This window comes from uncultured Maribacter sp. (genome assembly GCF_963974015.1).
Taxonomy (GTDB): Bacteria; Bacteroidota; Bacteroidia; order Flavobacteriales; family Flavobacteriaceae; genus Maribacter.
The window spans coordinates 134,243-148,785 of sequence record NZ_CAXBBZ010000007.1 but is presented as its reverse complement, the minus strand read 5'-3'; the positions used below and the strand labels follow the sequence as shown (position 1 = coordinate 148,785).

17 protein-coding genes are annotated in these 14,543 nt (G+C 33.3%); 10 read left to right on the top strand and 7 right to left on the bottom strand.

Annotated features, from left to right (window positions below; translation table 11 throughout):
- Positions 1-108: 108 nt before the first annotated feature.
- Entirely contained in the window at positions 109-360 is a 252-nt protein-coding gene (rpsT, locus tag AACZ41_RS11800) for a 30S ribosomal protein S20 (protein WP_339628673.1), read from the top strand.
- A 197-nt stretch (positions 361-557) separates the two neighbouring features.
- Here rpsT and AACZ41_RS11795 read toward each other — a convergent pair whose 3' ends face one another.
- From AACZ41_RS11795 to rho, 3 genes are all read right to left on the bottom strand, one after another.
- Complete coding sequence (locus tag AACZ41_RS11795; protein WP_339628672.1) at positions 558-1,241, bottom strand: hypothetical protein; 684 nt, start codon at positions 1,239-1,241, stop codon at positions 558-560.
- 12 nt (positions 1,242-1,253) lie between these two features.
- Entirely contained in the window at positions 1,254-1,931 is a 678-nt protein-coding gene (locus AACZ41_RS11790; protein WP_339628671.1) for a hypothetical protein, read from the bottom strand.
- Between the two features lie 205 nt (positions 1,932-2,136).
- On the bottom strand, positions 2,137-3,765 hold the full coding sequence (gene rho, locus AACZ41_RS11785; RefSeq protein ID WP_339628670.1) for a transcription termination factor Rho: 1,629 nt from the start codon (positions 3,763-3,765) through the stop codon (positions 2,137-2,139).
- Between the two features lie 192 nt (positions 3,766-3,957).
- Between rho and AACZ41_RS11780 the strand changes: the two genes are divergently transcribed.
- Positions 3,958-4,368, top strand: coding sequence for a DUF4293 domain-containing protein (locus AACZ41_RS11780; RefSeq protein WP_339628669.1), 411 nt, complete (start codon positions 3,958-3,960; stop codon positions 4,366-4,368).
- Between the two features lie 164 nt (positions 4,369-4,532).
- Here the strand turns inward: AACZ41_RS11780 and AACZ41_RS11775 are convergent, their stop codons facing one another.
- Complete coding sequence (locus AACZ41_RS11775; protein ID WP_339628668.1) at positions 4,533-5,027, bottom strand: metallophosphoesterase family protein; 495 nt, start codon at positions 5,025-5,027, stop codon at positions 4,533-4,535.
- 88 nt (positions 5,028-5,115) lie between these two features.
- Here AACZ41_RS11775 and truA point away from each other — a divergent pair, with 88 nt between their 5' ends.
- Positions 5,116-5,865, top strand: a complete 750-nt coding sequence (gene truA, locus AACZ41_RS11770) for a tRNA pseudouridine(38-40) synthase TruA (RefSeq protein ID WP_339628666.1) — start codon at positions 5,116-5,118, stop codon at positions 5,863-5,865.
- Entirely contained in the window at positions 5,858-7,624 is a 1,767-nt protein-coding gene (locus tag AACZ41_RS11765) for an ABC transporter ATP-binding protein (RefSeq protein ID WP_339628665.1), read from the top strand. Before truA ends, AACZ41_RS11765 begins: the two co-directional genes overlap by 8 nt.
- A gap of 4 nt (positions 7,625-7,628) precedes the next feature.
- On the opposite strand, the gene AACZ41_RS11760 is transcribed toward AACZ41_RS11765, so the two are convergent.
- Entirely contained in the window at positions 7,629-8,414 is a 786-nt protein-coding gene (locus AACZ41_RS11760) for a diadenylate cyclase (protein WP_339628664.1), read from the bottom strand.
- A 54-nt stretch (positions 8,415-8,468) separates the two neighbouring features.
- Complete coding sequence (gene folP, locus AACZ41_RS11755; protein WP_339628663.1) at positions 8,469-9,293, bottom strand: dihydropteroate synthase; 825 nt, start codon at positions 9,291-9,293, stop codon at positions 8,469-8,471.
- Positions 9,294-9,396: 103 nt separating this feature from the next.
- On the opposite strand from folP, the gene AACZ41_RS11750 reads away from it, so the two are divergent.
- Genes AACZ41_RS11750 through AACZ41_RS11730 form a run of 5 tightly spaced genes read left to right on the top strand, consistent with a single transcriptional unit; the run spans position 9,397 to position 12,997 of the window.
- A complete protein-coding gene (locus AACZ41_RS11750; protein ID WP_339628662.1) occupies positions 9,397-9,945 on the top strand; it encodes a DUF1599 domain-containing protein in 549 nt (182 codons plus the stop codon).
- A gap of 8 nt (positions 9,946-9,953) precedes the next feature.
- Entirely contained in the window at positions 9,954-11,051 is a 1,098-nt protein-coding gene (locus AACZ41_RS11745; RefSeq protein ID WP_339628661.1) for a BT_3928 family protein, read from the top strand.
- A gap of 40 nt (positions 11,052-11,091) precedes the next feature.
- The gene (gene tpiA, locus AACZ41_RS11740; RefSeq protein WP_339628659.1) at positions 11,092-11,841 is read left to right on the top strand and encodes a triose-phosphate isomerase; all 750 of its coding nucleotides are present in this window, start codon (positions 11,092-11,094) and stop codon (positions 11,839-11,841) included.
- A gap of 23 nt (positions 11,842-11,864) precedes the next feature.
- Positions 11,865-12,701 (top strand): 50S ribosomal protein L11 methyltransferase, encoded by an 837-nt coding sequence (gene prmA / locus AACZ41_RS11735; protein ID WP_339628658.1) that lies wholly within the window; start codon positions 11,865-11,867, stop codon positions 12,699-12,701.
- 20 nt (positions 12,702-12,721) lie between these two features.
- Complete coding sequence (locus AACZ41_RS11730) at positions 12,722-12,997, top strand: ATP-dependent Clp protease adaptor ClpS (protein ID WP_091622406.1); 276 nt, start codon at positions 12,722-12,724, stop codon at positions 12,995-12,997.
- A gap of 148 nt (positions 12,998-13,145) precedes the next feature.
- On the opposite strand, the gene AACZ41_RS11725 is transcribed toward AACZ41_RS11730, so the two are convergent.
- Positions 13,146-13,367, bottom strand: a complete 222-nt coding sequence (locus AACZ41_RS11725) for a hypothetical protein (RefSeq protein WP_079511073.1) — start codon at positions 13,365-13,367, stop codon at positions 13,146-13,148.
- Between the two features lie 339 nt (positions 13,368-13,706).
- Between AACZ41_RS11725 and kduI the strand changes: the two genes are divergently transcribed.
- Entirely contained in the window at positions 13,707-14,543 is an 837-nt protein-coding gene (kduI, locus tag AACZ41_RS11720) for a 5-dehydro-4-deoxy-D-glucuronate isomerase (RefSeq protein WP_339628657.1), read from the top strand.

Here is a 14,543-nt window from a genome sequence, read left to right as displayed (position 1 = left end):
TAGGACGCCAGGTTTTCATCCTGGTAACAGGGGTTCGATTCCCCTACGGACTACTAGTAAAACATTTTCAGGATTTTAATAAATCCTATAAACAAATTAAGAGATAAAATGGCAAATCACAAGTCAGCGTTAAAGAGAATCAGAAGAAACGAAGCAGTGCGTTTACGTAACAAATACCAACATAAAACAATGCGTAATGCATTAAGAAAGTTGCGTGCTGAAGAAGATAAAAAATCTGCTGAAACATTATACCCTACAGTTGTTAGTATGATAGACCGTTTAGCAAAACGTAACATTATACATAATAATAAAGCTGCTAACTTAAAAAGTAAATTAGCGAAGCACGTAGCTGCACTATAATTTAGCTTTACTTATAATATTTAAAGCCTTCCTCTCTTAGGAAGGTTTTTTTGTTGTACCGACCTTCTTTAAATTCAATACTATTGAGTTTGAGAAGGTCTTGTGTTTTAATGGTAGAACTAATTTAGTTGAATCCTAAATTGTTAGGAATTACACACAGTCGCTTCATCAAAATGAAACCTCTTATGGCTTTTGTTTTATCTAAAGGCTAGTTTTCTTCCTTTTAGGAATCCAATAATGAACAGGGTGTACATAATTACTATAAGTACTCTCAGAACAGATCTTAATTCGTATTTCATCCAAGTCTCATAATCTGTATATCCTATCATATAAATTACAGGGAATATGGTATAAAATATCAATAAAGCAAGACTTACCCAAAACATTAGGTTGTGTATTTGAAATAAATCTTCTTGTTGTTGTACTTTATCTCTAAAATATAGAATAATGCAAAACACTAATAACCAAGAGCTTATTGCAAGGGCGTAATAAAGATTAGTTTCAATTGGGTTTTGAAATATAGTACTAATTAAATATGCCGAAAGTGAGATTATTGTGCTAACGATTATCCATTTTTTATAGCAACTATTATGTATTAATTGCTTATAAACAAAGTAGAAAAAGCAAAAGAAAATAATTGCATATATATTGTAAATTATATCATTGAAGTTGCTGTATTTAACATTCTGGAAAAAGGAAATTTCGTCATACGTTCTAACTAGATATCCTAAAACTTCATTGAAAAAAGTATAAGCTATAATAATTGGGAAGTACTTTAATTCTGTATCATAATATTTTCTATACGTGGTCAGTGATATAAATAGCGTCACTGCATAGAATATCATATAATAATTTTCTGTGATAAAAGACAGTGAAAGCATCGGGTACTTGTTTTAAAAATCTGTTTTTGGTGGTGGACCACCTTGACCAAAATTAAAAGCCAAGCTTTTACTATCCTGTAAACTAGTGTTTAAGGAAAATTTCGGAACGAATCCTGCTAATGCTTCTTGTTTTTTATCGTAAGAAAATCCCATACCTTCATTAGAAGATTTTTTCCAATCTTTTATCAATTCGGCCTTACCATTACTACCGATAAAGAATCCATAATTAATTCCCTCTTTTTCTAAAGTGGGAACCATAAAAATCGAATTTTGTCTTTTATGAATTACCTTTTTTCCGTTTGGGAATTTTTCTTCATTAGGGTAATTGGCGAAATACAATCTTAATTTGGTAACTTTTTTAACACCGCCCGCATGGGCTTCTTGGTCTATATAAGCGATGTATTGCTTAAGGGAATCGTAATCAAAATCTACAAATCTAGATGCTTCAAATTTTTCATCTGGTTGTCGTTGTTTTGTTTCGTAAGGTTGAATTAAGCTAACCCTATGTTCTGAATAATTGTCATAAATAGCATTTGCTTCGTTTAAGGAAATAATGTTTGCAGGGGCAACAACGATTGGTGGATTTTTTGGATTTGGTTCGTTTTCTTTCTGTTGTTGATTGCAACTAAAAATACTAGTGAGTACAAGAACACATAAGATTTTGGAGGTAATTGAAGTTGGTCTTTTCATTTTCTGTGAATTAGGGTTTGTAATAAGAAAACTGAAAAAAGATTGGGGGAGAATCTTTCTCTAAAAAGCTAAAGATATTAAAAAATATATAGGAGTATTAAAAGTTGTCCTAAGGTTTTAATAGAGACTATTTTTGGGCTTAATTAAAAACAAAAAATCTCGACTTCATATAGAAATCGAGATTTTTTTATAAAACTTAATTATTTTAATTATTCATCGTCAGCAAGAATTCTTCATTGTTCTTCGTCTGTTTGAAACGCTGCTCAATAAACTCCATTGCTTCTACAGGATTCATATCTGCAAGATACTTTCGCATAATCCACATACGTTGTAAGGTTGTTTCATCTAATAACATGTCGTCTCTACGTGTGCTAGAAGAAGTAAGGTCAATGGCCGGGAATATTCTTCTATTCGCAATTTTACGATCTAGTTGAAGTTCCATGTTGCCAGTACCTTTAAATTCTTCAAAAATAACTTCATCCATTTTTGAACCGGTCTCTGTTAATGCTGTAGCAATAATTGTTAGAGAACCACCGCCTTCAATGTTACGTGCAGCACCAAAGAATCTTTTTGGCTTGTGTAGTGCGTTAGCATCAACACCACCACTTAATACTTTACCTGATGCAGGTTGTACCGTGTTATATGCACGTGCTAAACGGGTAATAGAATCTAATAGAATAACTACATCATGACCACATTCTACCAAACGCTTGGCTTTCTCCAAAACAATGTTCGCTACTCGAACATGTTCTGTAGGTTCTTTATCGAATGTAGAGGCAACAACTTCACCGCGTACATTACGTTGCATGTCGGTAACCTCTTCAGGGCGTTCATCAATTAATAATATAATTTGATAAACCTCAGGGTGATTCGCGGCGATACCGTTTGCAATATCTTTTAAAAGCATGGTTTTACCAGACTTTGGTTGAGATACGATCATACCTCTTTGTCCTTTTCCTATCGGAGAAAACAAGTCGATGATACGAGTTGATATAGTGCTTTGGCGTTCTGCCAAGTTAAATTTTTCTTGGGGGAATAACGGAGTTAAATGCTCGAATGAAACACGATCACGAACAATCTGCGGATCAATACCGTTAATTTTATTAACTTTAATTAAAGGAAAATACTTTTCACCTTCTTTTGGGGGCCTTACATTACCTAAAACGGTATCTCCTGTTTTTAAACCGAAAAGTCTAATCTGTGATTGTGATACATAAATATCATCTGGTGATGATAGGTAATTGTAATCTGATGAACGTAAAAACCCGTAACCATCTTGCATAATATCCAATACACCTTCACTCGCTATAATAGAGTCAAATTCGTATTCTGGCTCCTTGTACCTGTTTTTTAGGTCCTTGTCAAAATTACTTTTGTCGTGAGGAGTTCTCGGGTTTGGCTTTTTGCTATTCGGATTATTATTTTGGGGAGAATTCTTCTGAAAATCTTTTTTAGAATTTGGTGTATTCGGAGCTTTTGGCCTTGGTCGTGGTCTTGGCTTTGGTGTTTCTGCGATTTCCTTCGTGTCTTTTTCTGGAGAGTCTACTTTTTCAGTAGCCCTAGGTTCCTTTGTCTCATTAGAGGCTACCCTAGGTCTTGGCCTTGGTTTTGGCTTCGGTTTTGGTTTTTCCTCAACCGGTTTGCTAACTTCTACTGCTTCCGTTTTAACGGGTGCAATAGCAGCAGTAACTTTAGGGTTTGCAGCTTGTAAGTCTAATATCTGGTAGACTAAATCTAATTTTTTTAAGGTTTTGAATTTAGGAACCTTTAGTCCTTTAGCAATTTCCTGAAGCTCAGGTAGCTTTTTTGATTTTAAATCTGAAATCTCAAACATTAAGTAGTCGAATAAATTATGAGTATAATATTTTGTAAGAAGTATATTTTTTTGGGTAAACTCAAGGAATGTTTTCCTTATTGGTAGGCGTTATAACATGATAACGAAGCAATATTACAAATTATTTTGAATAAAAGAGTTATAATTTTTGAAAAGACCTGTATTTTTGCGCAATAAAGTGATGATAAATTTATGATTCAAAGGATACAGAGCTTTTATTTACTAATCGTAGCCATTCTTGCGGGCGTATTACCATTCTTCTTCAATTTATGGATAAACATAGATGGTGTTGAAGTTTTTGCTGATAATGAAATGCTTATTTCCATTGCCTTTTACATAATTACGGTATTGGCTATATGGTCTATAGTACAATTTAAAAATAGAAAAACTCAGTTTGTAATTAACAGGCTGAACATGATATTAAATTTTTTTTTACTTGGATTTTTCGTTTTTCGATCACTAAACTTATCCGGAGAGATTTCGGTTTCTGAGAAGGGTATTGGGATGCTGATTCCAGTATTTTCTATCATTTTTTTGGTCCTTGCAAATAGGGCTATAAAAAAGGATGAAGATCTTGTAAAATCTGTTGATCGCTTGCGTTAAACCTAACATCTTAGTAGTATTAGTGCGTTAAACCCGGGGTAGTTTCCGGGTTTTTTTGTTTTAAGATGTTTTCATTGCTTAGTCTGCAATGAGACGCGTCATCTACTATATTATTTTTGCCTTAAATTAATTAAATAGTTAAAAAGGTGAAACAGATAAAACCGCTAACGCTTCCCCAATTCTACAACCACTAAATCTTTAATATCTTCCCCGTCTATTACAAAACGTAACATTGTACGTACTTGGTGAAAACCGTGTTTACCACAGGCACCTGGGTTCATATGTAAAACGGCCAGTTTTTTATCCATCATAACTTTAAGAATATGAGAGTGTCCGCTTATGAACAGTTTTGGTGGATTTTCTTTTATCATATCTCGTGTTCTTGTATTGTATTTGGGGGGGTAGCCACCAATATGAGTTATCCAAACATCGACACTTTCGCAGAAAAATCTATTATTTTCTGGAAATTCTTTTTGAATAATATGGTCGTCAATATTACCATGTACACCTTTTAAGGGTTTCAATTTTTCAATTGCATCGGTAACCTCTAAAGAGCCAATATCGCCAGCATGCCAAACTTCATCTGCCCAGCCAACATGCTTTAATATTGCATCGTCAATATGAGAATGTGTATCAGAAAGCAATAGAATTTTGGTCATAATCTGTCTTCAATTTTGGTGTAGGATAGGAATCTTAAATCGGAATCCTTTTTAATATCTTTACATAATACAAAACTAGCACATCCCTTTGAGATTCTTTATTCAATTTTCATACTTCGGTAAAGCTTATCATGGTTGGCAGAATCAACCAAATGCCATAACCGTTCAAGAGGTATTGGAAAATGCCATGTCTAAACTTTTGAATAGTCCTATTTCCGTAATGGGAGCAGGGCGTACCGATACTGGAGTGCATGCCAAAGAAATGTATGCTCATTTTGATATCGATCAATTAACAAAAATTCCTGAATTACTTTTTAGGCTTAATTCTTATCTGCCCAATGATATAGCAGTACAACGTATTTTTGAGGTAAAAGATGATGCGCATGCACGTTTTAATGCTACTGCTCGTACGTATGAATACCATATTTCAAAGACTAAAGACCCATTTATAATGGATATGGTTCATTTTATATGGAAAGATTTAGACTTAGTCAAAATGAATAATGCTGCAGGGTTTTTAATAGGTAAAAAGGATTTTGAGTGTTTTTCAAAATCGAATACAGATGTGTTTACGAATATTTGCGATATACGGGAAGCAAAATGGGTGGTAGAAAATGATACGCTTATTTTTACGATTACAGCAGATAGGTTTTTAAGAAACATGGTAAGAGCTATTGTAGGAACGCTATTAAATGTTGGTGTTGGCAAATATTCGGCGCACTATGTTAATACCATATTAAAAAGCAAGGATAGGACAATGGCGGGAGCATCCGTTCCTGCAAAAGGTTTATATTTGACCTCTATTGTTTACCCCAATACTATTTTAAAGAATGGATAAGGATTCTGGCAAAGCATTTGACACTCGTCTTTTTAAACGCTTAATGGCCTACACCAAACCGTACAAACTAACTTTCTATGGGGTTGCGCTTGCAGCTATTTTATTGTCTGGTTTTGCCATTCTAACGCCTCTTATAGTTAAAAAAATCATTGATGATGCCATTAAGCAAAGCAATGAGGAAATGTTATTATATCTAACAATTGCCATGTTAGTTGTTTTGATAGGGCAAGTTGTAAGTCAATTAGCATTTAACTATTATGCCAACTGGTTGGGCGAGTCTGTTATAAAGGATATCCGTATCGATTTATTTAAAAAAATGCTCAGTTTCAAAATGAAGTATTTTGACAATTCTTCATTAGGTGTATTGGTTACTAGAGCAGTTGCCGATATGCAGCGTATTGGAGAAATTTTTAGTCAAGGCTTTTTTGTTATAGTAGCGGACTTGTTAAAAATGGTAGTTGCTGCAGTAGTAATGCTATTCATTAATTGGAAACTTTCATTAATTGTTTTCTCATTATTACCGATAATTATTTACGCAACCAGATTATTTCAGAAGGCAATGAAAATTGCCTTTACCGAAGTAAGGGCAGAAGTTTCAAATTTAAATTCCTTTGTTCAAGAGCGTATTACCGGTATGAAAATAGTGCAACTATTTACGCGAGAAAAAATTGAGAGCGATAAGTTTAGGTTAATAAATGAAAAGCATAAAAAAGCTTGGTTAAAAACAGTGTGGTACAATTCTATTTTCTTTCCTATTGCAGAAATTGTTTCATCTATAACGGTTGGATTAATTGTTTGGTACGGAGGATTGCAGAACGTAGCGAATATAACTACGGATATCGCAGGTACTATTTTCGCATTTATTATGTTAATCGACTTGTTGTTTAGACCGCTTCGTCAGATTGCCGATAAATTTAATACGCTACAAATGGGAATGGTGGCTGCAAATCGAGTTTTTAAAATATTAGATACAGATAGTCATATACAGAATGTCGGTTCTTATGAGCAAGAAGTAATTAAAGGAGATATTAAGTTTAATAATGTTCGTTTTGGATATTTGGAAGATGAGGAAGTTCTACATGGTATTTCTTTTGAGGTGAAAGCTGGCGAAACGGTTGCTATCGTTGGTTCTACAGGCGCAGGTAAGAGTACTATAATTAATTTATTGAATCGTTTTTATGAAATTAATTCAGGTGAAATAACCATTGATGGAGTTGATATTAAGGAATATAAATTGTCATCTTTACGTTCTCATATAGCGGTAGTTTTACAAGATGTATTTTTATTTGCTGATACGATTGCAAATAACATTTCATTGAAAAGCACATCGATTAGCGTTGATGATATTGAGAATGCCGCTAAAGCTATTGGCGTCGACGAATTCATATCTAGTCTTCCTGGTGGTTATAAGTATAATGTAAAAGAACGAGGTACCATGCTTTCAAGTGGTCAGCGTCAATTAATAGCCTTTCTAAGAGCATATGTTAGTAACCCAAGTATATTAATTCTTGATGAAGCTACATCATCCGTAGATACCTATTCAGAGCAATTGATACAATTAGCTACAGATAAAATAACACAGGGTAGAACTTCAATAGTTATAGCTCATCGTTTGGCAACAATTAAAAAAGCGGATAAGATTATAGTGATGGATGCCGGTAAAATTGTAGAATCTGGTACTCATAAACAACTTCTTAAAAAAGGTGGATACTACAGAAATCTTTATGAAGCCCAATTCTTAGCTGAAGAGGTTACTTAACTTTTTAGATTAAATCTTGTTTAATCATATTGCCTAATTGTGTGATGGAATCATACAAAATGAATTCTCCATTTTTTATATAGGATATAAGACCAGTTTCTTCACTAACTACAATACTTAATGCATCTGTTTTTTCGCTGATGCCTACTGCTGCTCTGTGTCGTAATCCAAAACGAAGAGGAATATTTCGCTCGTTAGATACAGGTAATATAACTCTAGTAGCGACTATATAATTTCCTACTATAACGGCAGCACCATCATGTAACGGGCTGTTTTTATAAAATATACTTTCAAGTATAGGTTGGTTGATTTCAATATTCATTCGATCACCGGTAGATTTAATAAAATCTAAGGAGTTATTACGCTCAATAACCAAAATAGCGCCTGTCTTGGTACTAGCCATTTTTTCGCAAGCTTTAAGAATTGAATCAACATCGGTGTCCGTTGAAATGCCTTCTTGCTTTAAAAATTTAAAGTGTTTTACAAAGTTTCTTTTATTGGCAAAATTAGTTGACCCTATCATCAATAGAAATTTTCGAATCTCCTGTTGAAAAACAATGATTAGGGCAATTAAGCCTACTTGCATAAATGCACCTACCATACTACTGATCATTTGCATGTCTAGAAGTTCGGTAAGCTTCCAAAAGGCCCAAACAATTACTATTCCGATAAAAATATTGATAGCGACCGATCCACGAACTAACTTGTAGATATAGTATAGGAGTACGGCAACAAAAATGATGTCTAATACATCGGTAATTCTAAAGTCAATAAAATTTAAAAAATCCAATCAGTAACTTTTTAGTAAAATTAGGAAAATTGATAACAAGAATTAAGTATAAACTTAGGCATTTAATTGATTATGTAATTTTATGCATTCCATGGCCTCTTTTACATCATGTACTCGTAATATTTTGGCACCTTTTTGTAAGCAGACCATGTGTAATGCCGTTGTACCATTTAAAGCTTGGTCTGCAGTGGTATTTAATGTTTTATAAATCATAGATTTTCTACTAATGCCCACTAATAAGGGATGCTCAATGAAACTCATCAATTCTAATTGTCTTAAGAGTTCGTAGTTCTGGTCTACGTTCTTGGCAAAACCAAAACCGGGGTCTATAAGAATATCTTTAATCCCTAATGATTTGGCCAATGAAAGTCTTTTAGAAAAAAACAGAAGTACTTCTTTAAAAATATCTTCGTAATTTGATTTTTGCCGCATATTTTGGGGAGTTCCTCTCATATGCATCATAATATACGGTACGTTCAGACTTGCAACTGTGCTTAACATTTGCTCATCTTGCAGTCCTGCTGAGATATCGTTTATAATTGCTGCGCCGTTACCTATACCCTCAATCGCTACATTACTTCTAAAAGTATCAATGGATAACAAGGCCTCGGGAAACTCCTTTGAAATTATTGAAATAATAGGAGCCATACGTTTTAATTCGGTATGTTCATCTATCTCAAGCGCACCTGGTCTTGTGCTGTATGCCCCAATATCGATAAACGTGGCACCTTCGTTTATCATTTTTTCGACTTGACTTAAAATACTTGACTCATCTTTGTACTTTCCACCATCAAAAAATGAATCAGGGGTAACATTTAAAATACCCATTACCTTAGGCTGGTCTAGTGATATAAGTTTACCGTTGCAATTTATGGTCATTATCAAGAATTAATTGGAATTTGTGGCATTTTCCAAGTTTAAACCATCAATCTTGATGGTTACAATTTTTTAAGCGAAATTTACACAAAATACATAGAATTACATGCTAGATACGGCACAGGAATACGATCAGGTGATTCAGGTTTGTTTGAATCTGTTCCAGAAAAAAATGTCAGATTATGGTAGTGCATGGCGAATCTTAAGGTTACCGTCATTAACTGACCAAATATTTATTAAAGCACAACGTATAAGAAGTCTTCAAGAAAATGAAGTGCGTAAGGTTGATGAAGGCGAACGTTCGGAGTTTATAGGTATCATAAACTATTCGGTTATGGCATTGATTCAACTAGAGCTTGGTGTTGCTGAACAACCTGATTTAAATACCGAAAAAGCAGTAGAGCTATATACCAAGCATATTAAGATTACTAAAGAACTTATGCTGAACAAGAACCATGATTATGGTGAAGCTTGGCGAGAAATGAGAGTTAGTTCACTTACTGATCTCATCTTACAAAAATTACTTCGTGTAAAGCAAATAGAGGATAATAAAGGTAAAACGTTAGTAAGTGAAGGAATTGATGCCAATTATCAGGATATGATTAATTATGCAGTTTTTGCCTTGATACATTTAAGTTCAGAATCAGAAAAATAATAGTAAGAATGAAATATTTAGTTGGGGTCGTTAGAATTTTTGTGGGTATCCTTTTTATTATCAGCGGATTTATTAAACTGAATGACCCAGTTGGTTTTTCTTTTAAATTGGAGGAATATTTTAGTCAGGGTGTATTAGATCTGCCATTTTTGACACCTTATGCATTAGTAATTTCAATTTTTGTAGTTGTTGTTGAGGTTATGGTTGGGGTAATGCTTATTCTGGGTTATAAGCGTAAGATTACAGTATGGACCTTACTTGCCATGATTGTTTTCTTTACATTTCTAACCTTTTATTCTGCATATTTTAATAAAGTTACCGATTGTGGTTGTTTTGGCGATGCGATTAAATTGACTCCCTGGGAATCGTTTACAAAAGATGTTGTTCTTTTAATATTAATTCTAATTATATACGCAGGTAGAGAGTATATTACTCCATTAGTAAAACCACAGATCGTTAAATATTCTTTAATTGCTTCATTATTAGCTTGTTTAGGATATGTGTATTATGTTCTTAACCATTTACCGGTTATTGATTTTAGGCCTTATGAAATAGGGAAGAACATAGAAGAAGGGATGAGTTTTCCAGAAAATGCTCCTAAAGCGATATTTGAATACAAGTGGAAGTTCAATGTGAACGGCAATGAAGAAATTTATATAACTAATGGAGATTACCCTACAGTCGATGGAGAATTTATTGATGTAGAAACAAAAGAGATACAAGCAGGCTATGAGCCACCGGTGCATGACTTTACCATAGAACAAGAAGGGCAAGACTTTGCAGGATCGTTATTGCAAGAGCCAAAATTGGTCATGGTCATTGCCTATGATTTAAGAAAGTCTAATCTAGAAGTATTTAAAGAAATCAAAACGATTGCTGATAGAGCCTCAAAGGCAGGATATAAGGTTATTGCTATGTCTGCATCTGGTCCTGATCAAACTACGTCGTTGAAGAAAGAATATGAATTGGGGTTTGATTTTTACTTTACGGACGAAACGACCTTAAAGACTATTGTTCGTTCTAATCCAGGGGTATTAGTTTTAGAAAAAGGAACAATAAAACAGAAAGTACATTACAACGATTTAGAGGATTTAAAATTTGACTAAAATTTTAAACAAAATAAAAATAATTAGAAATATAATTGAAATGAGAGCAAAAATAGTAGCAGGAAATTGGAAGATGAATAAGAATTTGGCAGAAACTGAAACTCTTTTAGCAGAGTTATCGGCTAAATTGCCAGACACCACTGCAGAAGTAATGGTAGCGCCAACTTATGTAAATTTAGCTAGTGCAGTTCGTACTTTAGATAATTCTAAAATTGAAGTAATTGCACAGAATATGCATTATGCGGAAAGTGGAGCATTTACAGGGGAGATTTCTGCGGATATGCTTTTGAATATAGGTATAGATACAGTTATTATCGGACATTCTGAGAGAAGAGCATATTTTGCTGAAGGTGACGAAATTCTTTCTAAAAAGGTAGTTACCGCTTTGAAAAATGGAATGCGGGTATTGTTCTGTTTTGGAGAAGAATTAGAAGATCGTAAATCTGGCAATCATTTTAAATTGGTCGAAAGTCAGTTAAGAAATGTTCTTTTTAGTTTAGAGCCATCTGCTTGGTCAAAAATTGTATTGGCATACGAGCCAGTCTGGGCTATTGGAACAGGGGAAACTGCTTCACCAGAACAAGCGCAAGAAATGCATGCATTTATTCGTAAAACCATTGCCGATGCTTTTGATGAATCTATAGCTAATAATGTGACCATTTTATATGGCGGTAGCGTTAAACCGGGTAACGCTGAAGAAATTTTTTCAAAACCAGATGTTGATGGTGGTTTAATCGGTGGTGCAGCCTTAGTTGCAGATGATTTTATAGCTATCATAAAAGCGATTTAATTAAAAAAACTCTGCTTTTAAAAATGAGTAATAACATTTATATTGAATACCGTTTTACGGTGGAACCTAAAGAACCGGCTTCAGATATTTTGATAGCAGAATTGGGAGAAGCCGGTTTTGAAAGTTTTGTTGAAGAAGAAGATGAGGTTTTAGCATATATCCAAAAGACCGATTGGTCCTTAGATATCTTAAATGAAATTCAAATTCTCAATAACAAAAATTTTGAAATTAAATATGGTTATAAAGAAATTGAGCAAGAAAATTGGAATGCCACTTGGGAACAAAATTTTCAGCCTATTATAGTAGATGATGTATGTATGATAAGGGCTCCTTTTCACGAGCCGATAGGTGTTGAGTATGATATCATAATTGAGCCTAAAATGAGCTTTGGCACAGGGCACCATGAAACTACGCATATGATGTTACAACATATTTTACAGTTAAATGTAAAAGATAAAACTGTATTGGATATGGGAAGCGGCACTGGTGTATTGGCAATTTTGACTGCGATGAGAGGTGCTACAGATATTGATGCAATCGATATAGATAATTGGTGTTTTTTGAATGCACGAGAGAATGTAATTAGAAATAAAATGGATTTTATTTCTGTATATGAAGGTGATGTAGCATTATTGAATGATAAAAAGTATGATATAGTTATAGCAAACATCAATAGAAATATTCTATTACAAGATTTACCTGCATATGTAAGGTCTTTAAATAAAAAGGGAATATTATTATTAAGCGGCTTTTATACGGAAGACTTAGATATGATTAATCAAAAATGTGAAGAATTAGAGTTAAAATTCGAAGAAAATCTTGAACGAAATAATTGGGTTGCCGCAAAATATGTAAATTAGATGGTATTAATTGGAATAGAATGAGCACAAGAGAAGAAATTTCCGAAGAACTACTTTTAGAGGAAGAGACGGTTCAGCAAAATGAAATCGTTCTTTTTAATGATGAGGTCAATACTTTCGACCATGTAATAAATACCTTAATGTCTGTTTGTGAACATTCTCCAGAACAGGCCGAACAATGTTCTTTAATTGTACATTATAAAGGAAAATGTACAGTTAAGACGGGGGAATATGAAGAATTAAAACCGCAATGTTCTAAACTGTTGCAAGCTGGTTTAAGTGCTGAAATAACTTAATAATATTATTGAAAAGAACGATTTTGGTTTTACTGTAGAAATTGGAATTAACTATTTTATTTAAAATTTTGAAATGTAAAAAAGCCCCTTTTTATAAGGGGCTTTTTTATTTGATAATTCAAAAAAATAATGTATTAGATAAAACGAGTTATACTAATGGTACACCATTTAATCGTTTTTCAATCTTTTTCTTCTTTACCGTAACATCTTTCATTACGTCCATTAAACTAGGGTCTTTAGTTTCCTTATATATTTCATTAATGCTCAATATAAGGGCTTTTGCTTCTCTAGATGCTTCTACTCGGTCACTAGTAGACATATTACTCATTTTACGACCTATAAATTCCTGAGCTTTTTCAAGTAACTCCATGTGCTGCTTTTTTTTCAAAGTTAACATAATATTCAAATTACGCAATTCTTTGTCAATTGTATATACTTATAGGGCAATTAGATAATAGTATTTATGAACAATTTAACTAAAAAGGTCTAAAAAGGAGTTTAATTGGATTGTAAATGGTTCATAATATGAGATTAAATCGAAGTCTTTATTAGAATTTAAATGCTTACTCTTGTTCTTTAGATTATTCTCCTTTATAATTTATAACAACTATAAAGGAGAATAATTGTAGACTTTTAATACATACTCAATTTTCTTGGGTCTTAAATAAAAATCGATATATTTATGTAATCGATTGCATAAAATTACAATATGACAAATTATGAATTTAGATATGCTGCTCATCCTGTAGATAGCAGAGTGTATGGAACAGAAGAACTGAGAAAGGAATTTTTAATACCTAAGTTGTTCGTGGAAAATAGTGTACAGTTAACATATTCCATGTACGATAGGTATATTGTTGGTGGTGTTATGCCAGTTGATAAGATTGTTAAGTTGGAAACTGTTCCTTATTTAAAATCAGATAATTTTCTGGATAGAAGAGAATTAGGTCTTGTCAATGTTGGTGGAAAAGGTAAAATAACTGTAGATGGATCAACGTATGAGTTAAGTAAAAAGGAAGCTCTATATGTAGGTAAAGGTGCAAAAGAAGTGATTTTTGAATCTGTTTCTGGAGAAAAACCTCTTTTTTACATCAATTCTGCTCCCGCACATAAAAGCTTTCCAACAAAAAAAGTAGGTGCAAATGAAGCTGAAGTAATTCAATTAGGAGATGAAAAATATGCAAATAAGCGTATACTTAATAAATTAATAGTTAATAGTATTGTTGAAACCTGTCAATTGCAAATGGGACTGACCGATTTATTACCTGGCAATGTTTGGAATACAATGCCGGCTCATACTCATAATAGAAGAATGGAAGCATATTTTTATTTTGACGTTGAAGAAGGTCAATCAGTTTGCCATTTTATGGGAGAACCACAGCATACACGTCATATTTTTATGGAGAACAATCAAGCAGTTTTGTCACCTGAATGGTCTATACATTCTGGGTCAGGAACTTGTGCATATTCTTTTGTATGGGGTATGGCTGGTGAGAATTTAGATTATAGTGATATGGATGTTTGTGCTCCTAATGAATTAAGATAA